This is a genomic window from Kitasatospora sp. NPDC024654 (genome assembly GCF_055559155.1).
The window spans coordinates 1-14,283 of the sequence record NZ_JBVHLF010000014.1; the positions used below are offsets into that span (position 1 = coordinate 1).

The window sequence follows — 14,283 nt, forward strand, 5'->3', positions numbered from 1 at the left end:
CCCCCCCCCCCCCCCCCCCCCCCCCCCCCCCCCCCCCCCCCCCCCCCCCCCCCCCCCCCCCCCCCCCCCCCCCCCCCCCCCCCCCCCCCGCCGTTGGTGCCTGCGTCAGCCGTCGGTGCCTGCGTCAGTCGAGACCTGGGCTCGCCGTACGGGATTCCTTGGCGACAGGTTGGAAATGTGACATATTACTGACGTGGTTATGAGACCGTCCCACGATGTCGTGGTGGTCGGTGCCGGCGTGGTCGGCGCCGCCTGCGCCTACTACGCCGCCCGCGCCGGGCTGTCGGTCGCCGTCGTCGACCGGGGGCCGGTGGCGGGCGGGACCACGGGGGCGGGGGAGGGCAACCTGCTCGTCTCCGACAAGGAGCCCGGGCCCGAGCTGGCACTGGCGCTGTTCTCCGCGCGACTGTGGCGCGAGCTCGCCGAGGAGCTGCCCGCGGCGGTCGAGTACGAGGCCAAGGGCGGGCTGGTGGTCGCCGCGGACCAGGGTCGGCTGACGGCGCTGCGCAGGCTGGCGGCCGCGCAGGCATCGGCCGGGGTGACCGCTGCGGAGGTGTCCGCCGACGGGCTGAGGGAGCTGGAGCCGCACCTCGCGCCCGGAGTGGCCGGCGGGTTTCACTATCCGCAGGACGCCCAGGTCCAGCCGGCGCTGGCCGCCGCCCACCTGCTGCGCGCGGCGCGTCGGGCCGGCGCCCGGGTCCATCTGGGCGAGCGCGTCGACGCGCTGGTGACCGGGCCGGGCGGTGCCGTGCGCGGGGTGCGGACGGCACGGCGCACGTTGGCCGCCGGGGCCGTGGTCAATGCCGCGGGTACCTGGGGCGGCGAGATCGCGGCGCTGGCCGGAGTGACGCTGCCGGTGTTGCCCCGGCGTGGCTTCGTCCTGGTCACCGAGTCGCTGCCGCGGGTCGTACGGCACAAGGTCTACGCGGCGGACTACGTCGCCGACGTGGCGAGTGACTCGGCCGGGCTGCAGACCTCGGCGGTGGTCGAGGGGACACCGTCCGGACCGGTGCTGATCGGTGCCAGCCGGGAACGGGTCGGCTTCGATCCGGCGCTGTCGGTCGCCGTGCTGGCCCGGCTGGCGGCTCAGGCGGCGGCGCTCTTCCCGGTGCTGGCCGATGTGCGGGTGCTGCGTGCCTACCGGGGCTTCCGTCCGTACCTGCCGGACCATCTGCCGGCGATCGGCGCGGATGCGCGGGCGCCGGGCCTGTACCACGCCTGTGGGCACGAGGGTGCGGGGATCGGCCTGGCGCCCGCGACGGGGCTGCTGATCAGCCGGCTGTTGACCGGGGGGCAGGTGGAGTTGGACCTCGCGCCGTTCCGTCCGGAGCGGTTCGCGGTGGGCGGGGCGAGCGGGGGACGGGGCGGGTGAGCCGGTCGGGCCGTTCGTCCGGTCGGTCCGTCCGGTCGAGTGGCTGATCGCCTGACTGCTCGCTTGCCGCTCGCTTGTTGTTCGTGTGTTTGTTCTCGTGTTCGCTTGTTCGCTTGCGCAGAACGGAGAAGCCATGGCTCGTACCCCCGCCGCGCTGGTCGCGGCCGACCCGGGGCCGGCCCACAGCATCGAGTTCGACGGGCGTCCCGTGCCCGCGCTGCCCGGGCAGACCATCGCCGCCGCGCTCTGGGCCGCGGGCATCGTGGCCTGGCGGACCACCCGGGTGGCGGGCCGGCCGCGCGGTGCGTTCTGCGGGATCGGGGTGTGCTTCGACTGCCTGGCCATCGTGAACGGGCGTCCCAACCAGCGCACTTGCCTGCTGCCCGCCGAGCCGGGCGCCGTCGTCACCACGCAGGAGGGGGACGGGCATGCCGACCTCGGGGTCTGAGCGTGGCGGGCGGCGGCGGGCGGGTGGTGCGGTGGTCCACGACCTGGCGGTGATCGGGGCAGGTCCGGCCGGGTTGGCGGCGGCGGTGGCCGCTGCCGACCTCGGGTTGCGTTGTGTTCTGCTCGACGCGGGTGCCCGGGCGGGTGGGCAGTACTACCGGCACCCGGCACCCGAACTGAGGGTCGCCCGTCCGGACCGGTTGCACCACCACCGGCATGCCTTCGCCGACCGTGCGGACCGCCTGACGTCCCACTGCCGCTCCGGCCTGGTAGACCAGTTGACGCACCATCATGTGTGGGCGGCCGAACCGGGCGAGACCTGGCGGTTGTTCGCCGCTACCGGGCCGGATGGCACGGGCGGCGCTGTCATCGCCGCTCGGGCCGTGCTGCTGGCAACCGGTGCCTATGAGCGGCAACTCCCGTTCCCTGGTTGGACCTTGCCCGGCGTGGTGGGCGCGGGTGGGGTGCAGGCGATGTTGAAGTCGGGGTTGGTGCTGCCGGGGCGGCGGATCGTGGTGGCGGGGAGCGGCCCGCTGTTGCTCGCGGTGGCCGCGTCGCTGGCGGCGGCCGGTGCCCGGGTGCCCGCCGTGGTCGAGGCCGCCGACTACCTCGGCTACGCTCGCCGACCGGATGTACTCGTCGGCGTCCCGGGCAAGTTGGCGGAGGGGGCGGCGCACGGTACGGCGTTCCTGCGGCATCGCGTGCGGTTGCTGCGAGGCGGCGCCGTGGTCGAGGCGCACGGGGACGAGCGGGTCACCGCGGTGACGGTGGCACGGCTGGACGGCGACTGGCGCGTGGTGCCGGGGACCGCACGGCGAATCGCCTGCGACGCGCTCGCGGTGGGGCACGGGCTGGTCCCGCAGATCGAGCTGGCCGTCGAGTTGGGCGCGGCCACGCGGGTCACCCCGGACGGCGCGGTCGCACTGCGCGTCGACGGACGGCAGCGCACCAGCGTGCCCGGTCTCTGGGCGGCGGGCGAGTCCTGCGGTGTCGGTGGCGCTGAACTGGCGTTGTGCGAAGGTGAGTTGGCTGCTCGGGCGATCGCCGGGGAAGTCGCCGGTCGGTCTGTCGATCCGCCTTCGGAACTGCTCGGCAGGCGGCGGCGGTTGCGGGCCTTCGCGGAGCTGATGGCCGCGAGCCACCGGCCGGGGCAGGGGTGGGCCGACTGGCTGCGTCCGGACACCGAGGTCTGCCGCTGTGAGGAGGTCACCGCCGCGGCGGTCTGGGCGGCCGTCGATGACCTGGGGGCCGGAGACGTCCGGACCGTCAAGTTGCTCACCCGGGCGGGGATGGGGTGGTGCCAGGGGCGGATGTGCGGCTCGGCCGTCGGTCTGCTCGCGGAGGGCGCTGGTGCTGCCGCAGGGGCGGGGGATGGGGCGGGGGCTGCTCCGGTGGCCGACCGCCGGCCGCTGTCGTGTCCCGTGCGACTGGGGGAACTGGCCGCGCTGGCCGAAAGGGGCGTGGAGGAGTGAGAGCGCTGCTCTCTGTTGCGACTGGCGATCTGTTGACGGAGCGGTGATCGGCAAGGTGGCCGGCGCTCTGCATGAAGAGCAGTGCTCCCGCCCGTGATCAGCGCTCCTCGACGGGAGCACTGCTCTCACCCTTGTCGCCCGCCCGACGAACGATATAAAATGTCACACCTCATTAAGGAGAAGCTCGTGGTCAACGCTTCGCTCGACCGCATCCGCCCGTGGCACGGCATCATGGTCGCCACCGCGCTTCCGTTCCGGGCCGACCTCTCGGTCGACTTCGACGCCTACGCCCAGCACGTCCGCTGGCTGGTCGACTCCGGCTGTGACGGGGTGGTCCCCAACGGTTCGCTCGGCGAGTACCAGACGCTGACGCCGGACGAGCGCGCCCGGGTGGTCGTGACCGCCGTCGAGGCGGCCGGCGACGGGGCCCGGGTGATGCCGGGGGTGGCGGGATACGGCAGCGCCGAGTGCCGCCGCTGGGCCGAGCAGGCCGCCGAGGCGGGCGCCGGCTCCGTCCTGCTGCTGCCGCCGAACGCCTACCGGGCCGACGCCGCAACCGTCCGGGAGCACTACGCCGAGGTCGCGAAGGCCGGGCTGCCGGTCGTCGCCTACAACAACCCGTACGACACCCGGGTGGACCTCACGCCCGACCTGCTCGCCGCGCTGCACGCGGACGGCAGCATCGTGGCGGTCAAGGAGTTCAGCGGCGACGTCCGGCGCGCCTACCAGATCGCCGAGTCGGCACCGGGCCTGGATCTGCTGGTCGGCGCCGACGACGTGCTGCTCGAACTCGCGCTGGCCGGCGCGGTCGGGTGGATCGCCGGTTTCCCCAACGCGGTACCGGAAGCGACCGTCGCGCTCTACCGGGCCGCGGTCGCGCACGACCTGACCGCCGCGCTGCCGCTCTACCGGGCGCTGCACCCACTGCTGCGCTGGGACTCCAGGACCGAGTTCGTCCAGGCGATCAAGCTCTCGATGGAGCTGGTGGGTCGGCCCGGGGGACCGACCAGGCCGCCGCGCGGTCCGCTGCCGGCGGAGGCCGCCGCCGAGGTGCGCGCCGCCACCGAGCATGCGTTCGGTCAGGCGTCGGGCCGGCCGGCAGCGGGTCTGCCGGCGGGTCTGCCCGCGGGCCGGCCCAGCTGACCGCGGCAGCGGCGGATGACAGCGGACGGACCTCGCCCCGCCGCGGGGACCGCCGACCCCACCACCGACGAAGGGTCACCGATGCGCACCCGTCATGTCTTCCACGCCGTCGACTCGCACACCGAGGGCATGCCCACCCGTGTGATCACCGGTGGGTTCGGTGTCATCCCGGGCGCCACCATGGCCGAGCGGCGAGTCCACTTCCAGCGGCACCTCGACCACTTCCGCACCCTGCTGATGTGCGAGCCGCGCGGCCACGCCGCGATGAGCGGCGCCGTGCTGCAGCCGCCCACCCGCCCCGACGCGGACGCGGGCGTGCTGTTCATCGAGGTCTCCGGTCTGCTGCCGATGTGCGGCCACGGCAGCATCGGCGTCGCCACCGTCCTGGTGGAGACCGGCATGGTCGAGGTGGTCGAACCGGTCACCACCGTCCGGCTGGACACCCCAGCTGGCCTGGTCACCGCCGAGGTGCAGGTCCGCGACGGCGCCGCCACCGCCGTGACGATCCGCAACGTCCCGTCCTTCGCGGTCGCCCTCGACCAGAAGGTCGGGCTGCCCGGTCGCGGCACGGTCGGCTACGACCTCGCCTACGGGGGCAACTTCTACGCGATCCTGCCGCTGGCCGCGCTCGGGCTGCCGTTCGAGCGCGCCCGCAAGCAGGAGATCCTGGACGCCGGGCTGGCCCTGATGAGGGCGATCAACGACGCCGCCCGGCCGGTCCACCCCGAGGACCCCGGGATCAGCGGCTGCCACCACGTCCAGTTGCTCGCTCCCGGTGCCACCGCCCAGCACTCCCGCCACGCGATGGTCATCCACCCCGGCTGGTTCGACCGCTCGCCCTGTGGCACCGGGACCAGCGCCCGGATGGCCCAGCTGCACGCCCGCGGCGAACTCCCGCTCGACCGCGACTTCGTCAACGATTCGTTCATCGGTTCGCGTTTCACCGGCCGCCTGGTCGCCGAGACGTCCGTGGCCGGCCGCCCCGCCGTGGTTCCCACGGTGACCGGCCGCGCCTGGCTGACCGGCACCGCCCAGTACTTCCTGGACCCCACCGATCCGTTCCCCGCGGGGTTCCTGCTGTGAGAGAAGGGTTTCCGCTGTGACCGTCACCTCCCGCAACCCCGCCGACCCGGCCGATCTGGTCCTCGAGACGCAGACCCGCGGCGCGTTCGGCACCGCCGCGGCCGTCGAACGGGCCAGGGCCGCCCAGCCGGGCTGGCTGGCGGCCGGCGCCGCCGCGCGCTCGGCCGCGCTGGGCCGGGCCGCCGACGCCGTCGAGGCGAACGCCACCGAACTCGCCGCGCTGACCGTCCGCGAGGTCGGCAAGCCGGTCACCGAGGCCCGCGGCGAGGTGACCCGCACCGTCGCGATCCTGCGCTACTACGCCCAGGCCCCTTACGCACCGACCGGTGCCGTGCACGAGCCGACCGCCGGCGCCGGCCTGCTGCTGACCCGCCGCCGCCCGTACGGGGTGGCCGGGTTGGTCACGCCGTGGAACTTCCCGCTGGCGATCCCGGCCTGGAAGGCCGCCCCGGCGCTGGCGGTCGGCAACACCGTGGTGCTCAAGCCCGCCCCCGAGGCCACCGCCTGCGCGTTGCGGCTGGCCGAACTGCTCGACCTGCCGGCGGACGTGCTGACGGTGCTGCCGGGCGGCCCGGAGGAGGGCCACGCCTTGGTCGCGGCGGCCGACGTGGTCTCCTTCACCGGTTCGACCGCCACCGGTCAGGCGGTCATCCGCACCGCCAGCAGCCGAGGCGTCCCGGTGCAGGCCGAGCTGGGCGGGGTGAACACCGCCCTGGTGCTGCCGGACGCCGACCTCGACCGGGCCGCCGCCCACCTCGCCGCGGCCGTCGCCGGCTACGCGGGCCAGAAGTGCACCGCCACCAGTCGGGTGATCGCGATCGGTCCGGCCTACCCGGCGCTGCGCACCGCGCTGGCCAAGGCGCTGGCCGCGACCCCGGCCGGTGACCCCGCGCGGCCGGAGACGGTCTGCGGCCCGGTGATCTCCGAAGCCGCGCTGGACCGCCTCACCGGTGCGGTCGACTCCGCCCGGGCCGCCGGTGCGAAGGTCCTGGCCGGTGGCGAACGGGTGCCGCTGGACGGCTGGTTCATCGAACCGACGCTGCTCGCCGACGTCCCGGACGGGCATCCGCTGCTGACCGAGGAGTTCTTCGGCCCGGTCGCCGTCCTGCTGCCCGCCACCGACCTGGACCAGGCCGTGGCGCTGGCCAACGCCACCCGGCACACCCTGGCCGCCTCGGTGCACACCGCCGACCTGGACGTCGCGCTGGCCGCCGCCGACCGCCTGGACGCCGGGATGATCCGGATCAACGCGCCCACCAGCGGTGTGGACTTCCACCTACCGTTCGGCGGGGCCAAGACGGCCTCCTACGGCCCGCGCGAGCAGGGCGCGGCCGCGCTCGACTTCTACACCGCCGAACGGACCATCACCCTGCTGCCCGACGGCGGCCCTCGGTGATCATCGAGACCATCGACTACCACACCGCGGGCGAGCCGTTCCGGATCGTCACCGGCGGCCTGCCGGCCGTCCCCGGCGACACCGTCGCCGAGCGCCGGGCCCGCGCGCTCGGCCCGGGCGGCGGCCCGCTGGACGGCGTCCGGCAGTTGCTCACCCGCGAGCCGCGGGGGCACGCGGGGATGTACGGCGGGTTCCTGGTGCCGCCGGACGACCGTGGGGCCCAGCTCGGCGTCCTCTTCTTCCACCAGGACGGCTACTCGACCGCCTGCGGCCACGGCACCATCGCGCTCGGCGCCTGGGCGGTGGAGAGCGGGCTGGTCGCGGCGCCCGAGGACGGCGGCGTGCCGGTGCGGATCGACGTGCCGTCCGGCCGGGTCACCGCGCTGGTGCACCGGGCCGGCGGTCGCACCACGGCGGTGGGCTTCCGGTCGGTGCCGGCCACCGTACTGGCCCGCGGGGTGCCGGTCGCCACCGCGCTCGGCACCGTACGGGTGGACGTGGCGGATGCCGGCGCCCGCTACGCCTCGCTCGCGGTCCCGGAGGTCTCCCCGGCGGCGCTGCCGGAGCTGGCCGCGCTCGGCCGGGCGGTCCGGGCGGTCCTGGTGGCGGAGTACGACCTGTACGGGGTGGTCCTGTACCAGGAGCTGCCCGACACACCGGCCGGCCCGCACCAGCGCAGCGTCACGGTCTTCGCGGACGGTCAGCTGGACCGCTCGCCGTGCGGTTCGGGGACTGCCGCCCGGCTCGCCCTGCTGACCGCCGACGGGCGGATCGCCGCAGGGCAGGAGCTGCGGCACGAGTCGGTGGTCGGCACCGTGTTCACCGGACGGCTGCTCGGCGAGAGCCCGCGCGGTCTGCTCACCGAGGTCACCGGCCAGGCGTACCGGACCGGCGAGCACCGTTTCGTGCTGGACCCGGACGATCCGTTGGGCACCGGGTTCCGGTTCGGCCCGGCGTCGCCGGGGCTCGGCGGAGGAGCGGTCGGGTGAGCGCACCGGGGCCGGTGCTGCCCGTCCTGCCGGCCGATCTGACGCCGGAGCAGGCCCGGGCGGTCATCGTCGGTGTGCTGCTCGACGGCCTCGACCCCGAGCAGGACCCGCCACGCGGTGCCGTCCCGGTGCCGGCCGGCGAGCTGCTGCTGATGCCCGCGGTGGGCGCGGCGCACGTCGGCGTGAAGATCGCGGGGGTGGTGCCCGGCAACCCCGGCCGTGGCCTGCCCCGGATCACCGGCGGCTACCTGCTGCTGGACGGCCCGACCCTGCGCCCGCTCGCACTGCTGGACGCCGCCGCGCTCACCGTGCTGCGCACGCCCGCCGTGACGGCTGCCGCTCTGGACCGGCTGGCCGATCCAGCCGCCGCGCACCTGGTGCTGTTCGGTGCCGGACCGCAGGCCCACGGGCACCTGGCCGCGCTGTGCGCGATCCGCGCGCTGGACCGGGTGACGGTGGTCGCCCGCCGCGCCGGACCGGCCGCCGCGCTGCTCGCCCGGGCCCGGGCGCTCGGCCTGCGCGCCGAGGCGGGCCGGCCGGACGCGGTGGCGAGGGCCGATCTGGTGGTCTGCTGCACGAGTTCCGGCCAGCCGCTCTTCGACGGTGCGCTGGTCCCGGACCACGCGGTGGTGGCGGCGATCGGCGCCCATCGGCCGCGGGCCCGGGAGACGGACACCGCGTTGGTCCGGCGGGCCGCGTGCTACGTCGAGGCCCGCTCCGCCGCCCGGCGGGAGGCCGGGGACCTGCTGCTGCCCTGGGCGGAGGGGGTGGGGCCCGGACCGGACGGCTGGGCCAACCTGGCCGAGCTGCTGACCGGCCGAGCCCCGGTACCCGGTGACCGCCCGCGTCTCTTCAAGGGCGTCGGGATGGCCTGGCAGGACCTCGCCCTGGCGGCGGCGCTGCATCGGCGGGCGGTGGCCGGGGCGAGGGCGGCCGGGCAGCCCCGCTCAGTAGACCTTGAAGCTGCCGGTGCCGATCACGTGGTTACCGAAGCCGGGCTTCACCGAGCCGTCGAGTGAGCCGTTGAGCGCCGCGGGGAAGACGCATCCCGGGTCGGCGTAGACGTGGACCGTGGAGTCGGTCAGGTTGTCCAGCAGGTGCGAGAAGGGCGGCAGCTTGTAGCAGGTCCCCTGCTGCGGGTTCTCGTAGATGTCCAGCGGTTGGAGCTCGGTGGAGAAGACCACCACCCGTCCGGTGGCTGCTTGGGCCGGGGCGGCGGCGACCCCCAACAGGGTGGCGGTGGCGCTCGCGGCCGCGAGGGCGGCGGTGATCACGGGACGACGCATCAGGGATACTCCTGGGGCTCTCTTCCGGACAGCCGGGAGGGCCTGAACGAGCAGTCCGACGAACGGACTTGCGGTCAGTGGCGCCTCTCGGGAATGGCCCAAGTCGATCACGGGAAGCGATGTTTTGTACGCGCTCCGCGCTGCCGCGTGTCGGCGTGTCGGAACGTCTGGCACCCGGTTGGCGGATCCGGCGCACTCCGCACCGGACGCGCGCCGGAGTCGGAGCGCTTCGCCGTCTCGATGATCACCGAAACGTGACATTGTACGCTGGTGCTCCGCACCTTCCGGAGGACCGCCGTGACCGAGCCGAAGCCCCGCACCCTCATCTCCGTCCAGGAACGCCTGCGCGACCAGGTCGCCCACGCGCTGCGGGCCGCGCTGATCTCGGGCGAGCTGCGGCCCGGTGTGGTCTACTCCGCGCCGGCACTGGCCGCCGACTTCGGGGTCTCCGCCACCCCCGTTCGCGAGGCGATGCTCGACCTGGCTCGGGAGGGGCTGGTCGAGGCCGTTCGCAACAAGGGGTTCCGGGTCACCGAGCTGACCGAGCGCGACCTGGACGACTTCACCGAGATCCGGGCCCTGATCGAGGTCCCCACGGTGGCCCGGCTGGCCAGCACCGCCACGCGTGAACAGCTTGCCGAGCTGCGCCCGGTGGCCGAGGAGATCGTCACCGCCGCCCGCGCCCACGACCTGATCGGCTACCTGGAGGCCGACCGGCGTTTCCACCTGGCACTGCTCGGCCTCGCCGGCAACGCCCGGCTGGTCGAGGTGGTCGGTGACCTGCGCAAGCGCTCGCGTCTCTACGGCCTGACCCGGCTGGACCAGCGCGGCGAGCTGGTCTCCTCCGCCGAGGAGCACCTGGAGCTCTTGGACTTGCTGCTGGCGGGCGACGGCGCGGCAGTGGAGGCCTGCATGGTCCGCCACCTGGGCCACATCCGCTCGCTCTGGGCCGAGGGCCAGGAGGAGGCCAGGGCGGAGCGGCCCGCGCTGCGACTGGGCACCACCTGACCAGCCGGCAACCGGCGGCCAGCGCCCAGCGGGCGATCGCTCCGCCCCAAAGCCGCCCCGTCTCGGACGCCCGACCTCGGAAAGTCCCGCCTCAGGTCGGCTCGTTCAGCCGGCCGTCCCGCATCAGCAGCACCCGGTCCGCCCGGTCCAGCAGCGCCCGGTCGTGGGTGACCATCACGGTGGCGGTCCGATGGGTGCGGGTCACCTCGCCGAGCAGCTCCACGATCCGCGCACCGCGCTCGTGGTCCAGCGCCGAGGTCGGCTCGTCCACCAGCAGCACCGACGGCCGGCCGAAGAGCGCCCGGGCGATGTTCACCCGCTGGCGCTCGCCGCCGGAGAGCTGGTGCGGGCGGCGTTGCTGTTTGCCGCCGGACAGGCCGACCGAGTCCAGCAGCCCGGCGGCCCGCGCCCGGGCCTCGCGGACCCGTTCGCCGCGCACGTCGGCCAGTACCAGCAGCTGCTCCAGCGCGGTCAGCGAGGCCAGCAGGTTCGACTGCTGGAAAACGATGCCCAGCTTCGCCCGGCGCAGCGCGGTGCGGGCCCGGTCGCCCAGCGCACCCGCGTCCTGACCGTCTATCAGGACCTGTCCGCTGTCCGGTCGCAGCAGGGTGGCGGCGACCGCGAGCAGGCTCGACTTGCCGGAGCCGGACGGCCCGGCGACCGCGGTGAACTCGCCCGGCCCGACCTCCAGCGAGACCCGGTCGAGCGCGGTCAGCCGGCTCTCGCCGTCCGGATAGCTGAGGGTGACCGCGCGCAGCGCGAGGCCGGTGTGGACGCCGTGCTCGGCGGCGACGGTGGTGGACGGAGTGGTCATCGGTTGGCTCCCAGAGCGGCGATCGGATCGACGGAGGTGATCCGGCGGACGGCCAGCGCGGCGCCCGCCAGCCCGAGCAGGACCATCGCGAGCACCGGGACGGCGACGCTGGACACGCTGAGGTCGAACGGCACCCCGTCGGAGGCGATCAGCCCGCCCACCACCCCGGCCGCCCCGCCCAGCAGCGCGCCGGCCAGCAGCACCGCGGCGGCCTGCGCCAGCGCGTCGCGCACCAGGTAGCCACTGCTCGCGCCGACCGCCTTGAGCACCGCGATGTCGGGCCGGCGCTGCACCGTCCAGACCGTGAAGAAGGCGCCCACGACCAGCGCGCTCACCGCGAACAGGAAGCCCTGGATCATCTGCAGGCTGCCCTGCTCGGCGGTGTAGCCGTCGATCGCGCTCGGCGCGTCCGAGCGTGGTACGGCCGCGGTGTTCTGCGCCCGGTCCACGGCGGCGAGGTCGGCGCCCGGGCCGGTGCTGACCGCCAGGGCGGTCGGCCGGGTCTGCCCGCTGACCGCCTCCCAGGTGGCGATCGTGGTCCAGACGGTGGGCGCGTGCTGGTAGGAGCGGTCGTCGGTGATGCCGGAGACGGTCAGGGCGCGCGCGCCGACCGTCACCGGGCTGCCGACCGACAGATGGTCCGCCGCGGCGGTGTCGCCGCCCACCGCGACCTGGCCGTCCTGCGGCGGGCCGCCGGAGAGCATCGGTGGCAGCAGCGCGGACGGCGTGCCGAGCACGCTGACCGAGGCGGCCGAGCCCTGTGCGGTCAGCCGGGTCAGCGCGATGCCCAGCGGCGTGACCGAGCGGATCCCGGGTGCGGCCGCCCAGCCGGCCTGCTGGCCGGCGGAGATGGTGCTGCTGCTGAACGAGGCGCTCGGCGCGGCCCCGGCGGGCGCGCCGAAGACGATCCGGTCGGCCGGCAGCCCGTCCACCGCCGAGGAGGCTGCCGACGCGAGCCCGCCGGTCAGACCGTAGAGGAAGACCACGAGCGTGGTGATGAGGGTGACCACGGCGCCCATCAGGGCGAAGCGGCCCCTGGCGAAACGGATGTCACGCAGGGCGACGAACACGGGGACCTTCCCGGTCGATTGGGTTCGGGTGGGACTCCTCCACCCTGTCGGGTGCGCGGGCCGCTGCCATCGGGGAGAGGTGTGCTCCGCGGATCCGTCGGTCGGTGCACTCGGGAATACATCGAACGGTTGATGCCCGCGGGCTCGGCCCGGCCGCTGCCTGCCCGTAACCTCGGGAGGCGTGGGCACCACCGATCCGATCACCAGAGACTCGACCGCCACTGATCCGGGCGACGACGAGATGGCCGCCGACCACGCGGGCCATTCTGCGAACACCCCCGCCCTGCGGCTGATGAACCTGGCCCTGCACGGGCTCTTCTTCACCCTCCTGGCGGTGCTGCTGGCGCGCGGTCTGCTGGACGGCACGCTCGGCGGGCTCGGTGGGGCCCTGACGGTCGGGCTCGGCGCGGTGTACGCGGCGGGCGGGTCGGTCGAGCGGTTCCGTACCGCGCGGCGCTGGGCGGCCGGCTGGCTGGCCGCGGTGATCGCGCTCTGGGCGGCGCTGGTGCTGGGCCATCCCGAGTTCGGTTATCTGGCCTTCCCGCTCTACTTCCTCTGCCTGCACCTGATGGCGCTGCGCTGGGCGCTGCCGTCGGTGCTGGGCCTGACCGCGGTCGTGGTGGCCGCCCAGGCCGGCACCGTCGGCGGGCTCACCACCGCCAAGGTGCTCGGCCCGCTGGCCGGCGCGGCGGTCGCGCTGCTCACCGCGTACGGCTATGCGGCGCTCTACCAGGAGAGCCGCGCGCGAAAACGGCTGATCGACGATCTGTTGTGGACCCGCGGCAGGCTGGCCGTCAGCCAGCGCGCGGCCGGCCAGCTGGCCGAGCGCCAGCGGTTGGCCCGGGAGATCCACGACACCCTGGCGCAGGGCCTCTCCAGCATCGTGCTGCTGGCCCGGGCGGCGGAGTCGGCGCTGCCGGCCGATCCGGCGACGGCCGCGCTGCGGATCCGCGAGGTCGGGCAGACCGCGGCCGAGAATCTGGCCGAGGCGCGCCGCTTCGTGCACGCGCTCACCCCGCCCGCGCTGGACGACGCGACGCTCAGCGAGGCGCTGCGCCGGCTGGCGGCCGGTTCCGGCGCGGTGTTCCGGCTGGACGGCGAGCCCTGTCCGCTGCCGGTGGAGGCGGAGGTCGCGGTGCTGCGGCTGACCCAGGAGGCGCTGGCCAACGCGGTGCGGCACGCCCAGGCCGCGCGGATCACGGTGACCTTGAGCTACCTGGACGAGGCGGTGACGCTGGACGTGTACGACGACGGCGTCGGGTTCGACCCACAGGCCGGGCCGGCGTCCGCCAGCGGGCAGGGGGGCTTCGGCCTCCACGGCATGCGGGAGAGGATCGCCGCGCTGGGCGGCACCCTGTCGGTCGAGTCGGTGCCCGGCGAGGGCACGGCGGTGGCGGTCTCGCTGCCCCTGCGGGTGGTCGGGACGGCTGGGAACACGCACAGCCGGGCGGCCGGAACCGTGCCCGCGCCGGGCGGCGAGCGTGCCGCGCGGACCGGGGTGGTGGTCCGGTGATCCGGGTCCTGCTGGTCGATGACCACCCGGTGGTCCGGCGGGGGCTGCGCGCGATGCTGGACGAGTTGCCCGGGCTCGCCGCGGTCGGTGAGGCGGCGGACGGCGCGGCCGCGCTGCGACTGCTGGCCGAGCCGGAGGACCGGCCCGACGTGGTGCTGATGGACCTGCAGATGGGCGACGGGATGCACGGCGTCGAGGCGACTCGGCGGATCAACGCGCTGCCCGACCCGCCCGCGGTGCTGATCCTCACCACCTACAGCACGGATGCCGACATCCTGGCCGCGGTGGAGGCCGGCGCGACCGGCTACCTGCTCAAGGACGCCCCACCGGAGGAGGTCGCGGCGGCCGTCCGGGCGGCCGCCCGCGGCGAGACGGTGCTCGCCCCACCGGTCGCCGCCCGGCTGCTCGGGCGGGTGCGGGCGGGGCGGCCGACGCTCTCGCCGCGGGAGGTCGAGATCCTGCAGCTGCTCGCGGCGGGGCTGGCGAACCGGCAGATCTCCAAGCGGCTCTTCATCAGCGAGGCCACCGTCAAGACCCACCTGGTGCACATCTACGACAAGCTCGGCGTGGACAGCCGGACGGCTGCCATCGCGGCCGGTCTCGCCAACGGCCTGATCCGACCGGTCTGATCCGAGCCCCCACGGACCGACCGGTCCGGGCGGGGCCGAGTGGGCTGCCCGTCCGGCTCGC

The 14,283-nt window shown here is 75.0% G+C and carries 14 protein-coding genes; 11 read left to right on the top strand and 3 right to left on the bottom strand.

Translation table 11 applies throughout. The features are described from left to right. Window positions 1-199 precede the first annotated feature (199 nt). From ACZ38L_RS11285 to ACZ38L_RS11320, 8 genes are all read left to right on the top strand, one after another. Window positions 200-1,372, top strand: coding sequence for an NAD(P)/FAD-dependent oxidoreductase (locus ACZ38L_RS11285; protein WP_465691551.1), 1,173 nt, complete (start codon window positions 200-202; stop codon window positions 1,370-1,372). A 133-nt stretch (window positions 1,373-1,505) separates the two neighbouring features. After that, complete coding sequence (locus ACZ38L_RS11290; protein WP_465691553.1) at window positions 1,506-1,820, top strand: (2Fe-2S)-binding protein; 315 nt, start codon at window positions 1,506-1,508, stop codon at window positions 1,818-1,820. Then, entirely contained in the window at window positions 1,801-3,291 is a 1,491-nt protein-coding gene (locus tag ACZ38L_RS11295) for an FAD-dependent oxidoreductase (RefSeq protein WP_465691555.1), read from the top strand. The genes ACZ38L_RS11290 and ACZ38L_RS11295 overlap by 20 nt, the downstream gene beginning before the upstream one ends. Window positions 3,292-3,522: 231 nt before the next feature. Then, window positions 3,523-4,434: a dihydrodipicolinate synthase family protein gene (locus ACZ38L_RS11300; protein WP_465691763.1), complete on the top strand. Its 912-nt coding sequence runs from the start codon at window positions 3,523-3,525 to the stop codon at window positions 4,432-4,434. 81 nt (window positions 4,435-4,515) lie between these two features. Further along, complete coding sequence (locus ACZ38L_RS11305) at window positions 4,516-5,517, top strand: proline racemase family protein (RefSeq protein ID WP_465691557.1); 1,002 nt, start codon at window positions 4,516-4,518, stop codon at window positions 5,515-5,517. Between the two features lie 16 nt (window positions 5,518-5,533). Then, window positions 5,534-6,913 (top strand): aldehyde dehydrogenase family protein, encoded by a 1,380-nt coding sequence (locus tag ACZ38L_RS11310; protein ID WP_465691559.1) that lies wholly within the window; start codon window positions 5,534-5,536, stop codon window positions 6,911-6,913. After that, a complete protein-coding gene (locus ACZ38L_RS11315) occupies window positions 6,910-7,902 on the top strand; it encodes a proline racemase family protein (protein ID WP_465691561.1) in 993 nt (330 codons plus the stop codon). Before ACZ38L_RS11310 ends, ACZ38L_RS11315 begins: the two co-directional genes overlap by 4 nt. After that, window positions 7,899-8,921 (top strand): ornithine cyclodeaminase family protein, encoded by a 1,023-nt coding sequence (locus tag ACZ38L_RS11320; protein WP_465691563.1) that lies wholly within the window; start codon window positions 7,899-7,901, stop codon window positions 8,919-8,921. Before ACZ38L_RS11315 ends, ACZ38L_RS11320 begins: the two co-directional genes overlap by 4 nt. Here the strand turns inward: ACZ38L_RS11320 and ACZ38L_RS11325 are convergent. Then, entirely contained in the window at window positions 8,850-9,188 is a 339-nt protein-coding gene (locus tag ACZ38L_RS11325) for a hypothetical protein (protein ID WP_465691565.1), read from the bottom strand. The genes ACZ38L_RS11320 and ACZ38L_RS11325 overlap by 72 nt on opposite strands. Window positions 9,189-9,485: 297 nt before the next feature. On the opposite strand from ACZ38L_RS11325, the gene ACZ38L_RS11330 reads away from it, so the two are divergent. After that, window positions 9,486-10,196 carry a GntR family transcriptional regulator gene (locus tag ACZ38L_RS11330; RefSeq protein ID WP_465691567.1) on the top strand — a complete coding sequence of 237 codons (711 nt, stop codon included), beginning with the start codon at window positions 9,486-9,488 and terminating at the stop codon, window positions 10,194-10,196. 91 nt (window positions 10,197-10,287) lie between these two features. Here ACZ38L_RS11330 and ACZ38L_RS11335 read toward each other — a convergent pair whose 3' ends face one another. Further along, the gene (locus ACZ38L_RS11335) at window positions 10,288-11,010 is read right to left on the bottom strand and encodes an ABC transporter ATP-binding protein (RefSeq protein ID WP_465691569.1); all 723 of its coding nucleotides are present in this window, start codon (window positions 11,008-11,010) and stop codon (window positions 10,288-10,290) included. Then, on the bottom strand, window positions 11,007-12,080 hold the full coding sequence (locus ACZ38L_RS11340; protein ID WP_465691571.1) for an FtsX-like permease family protein: 1,074 nt from the start codon (window positions 12,078-12,080) through the stop codon (window positions 11,007-11,009). The genes ACZ38L_RS11335 and ACZ38L_RS11340 overlap by 4 nt, the downstream gene beginning before the upstream one ends. A 241-nt stretch (window positions 12,081-12,321) precedes the next feature. Between ACZ38L_RS11340 and ACZ38L_RS11345 the strand changes: the two genes are divergently transcribed. Continuing rightward, on the top strand, window positions 12,322-13,593 hold the full coding sequence (locus ACZ38L_RS11345; protein WP_465691765.1) for a sensor histidine kinase: 1,272 nt from the start codon (window positions 12,322-12,324) through the stop codon (window positions 13,591-13,593). Continuing rightward, the gene (locus ACZ38L_RS11350) at window positions 13,590-14,222 is read left to right on the top strand and encodes a response regulator (protein ID WP_465691573.1); all 633 of its coding nucleotides are present in this window, start codon (window positions 13,590-13,592) and stop codon (window positions 14,220-14,222) included. Before ACZ38L_RS11345 ends, ACZ38L_RS11350 begins: the two co-directional genes overlap by 4 nt. Window positions 14,223-14,283 lie beyond the last annotated feature (61 nt).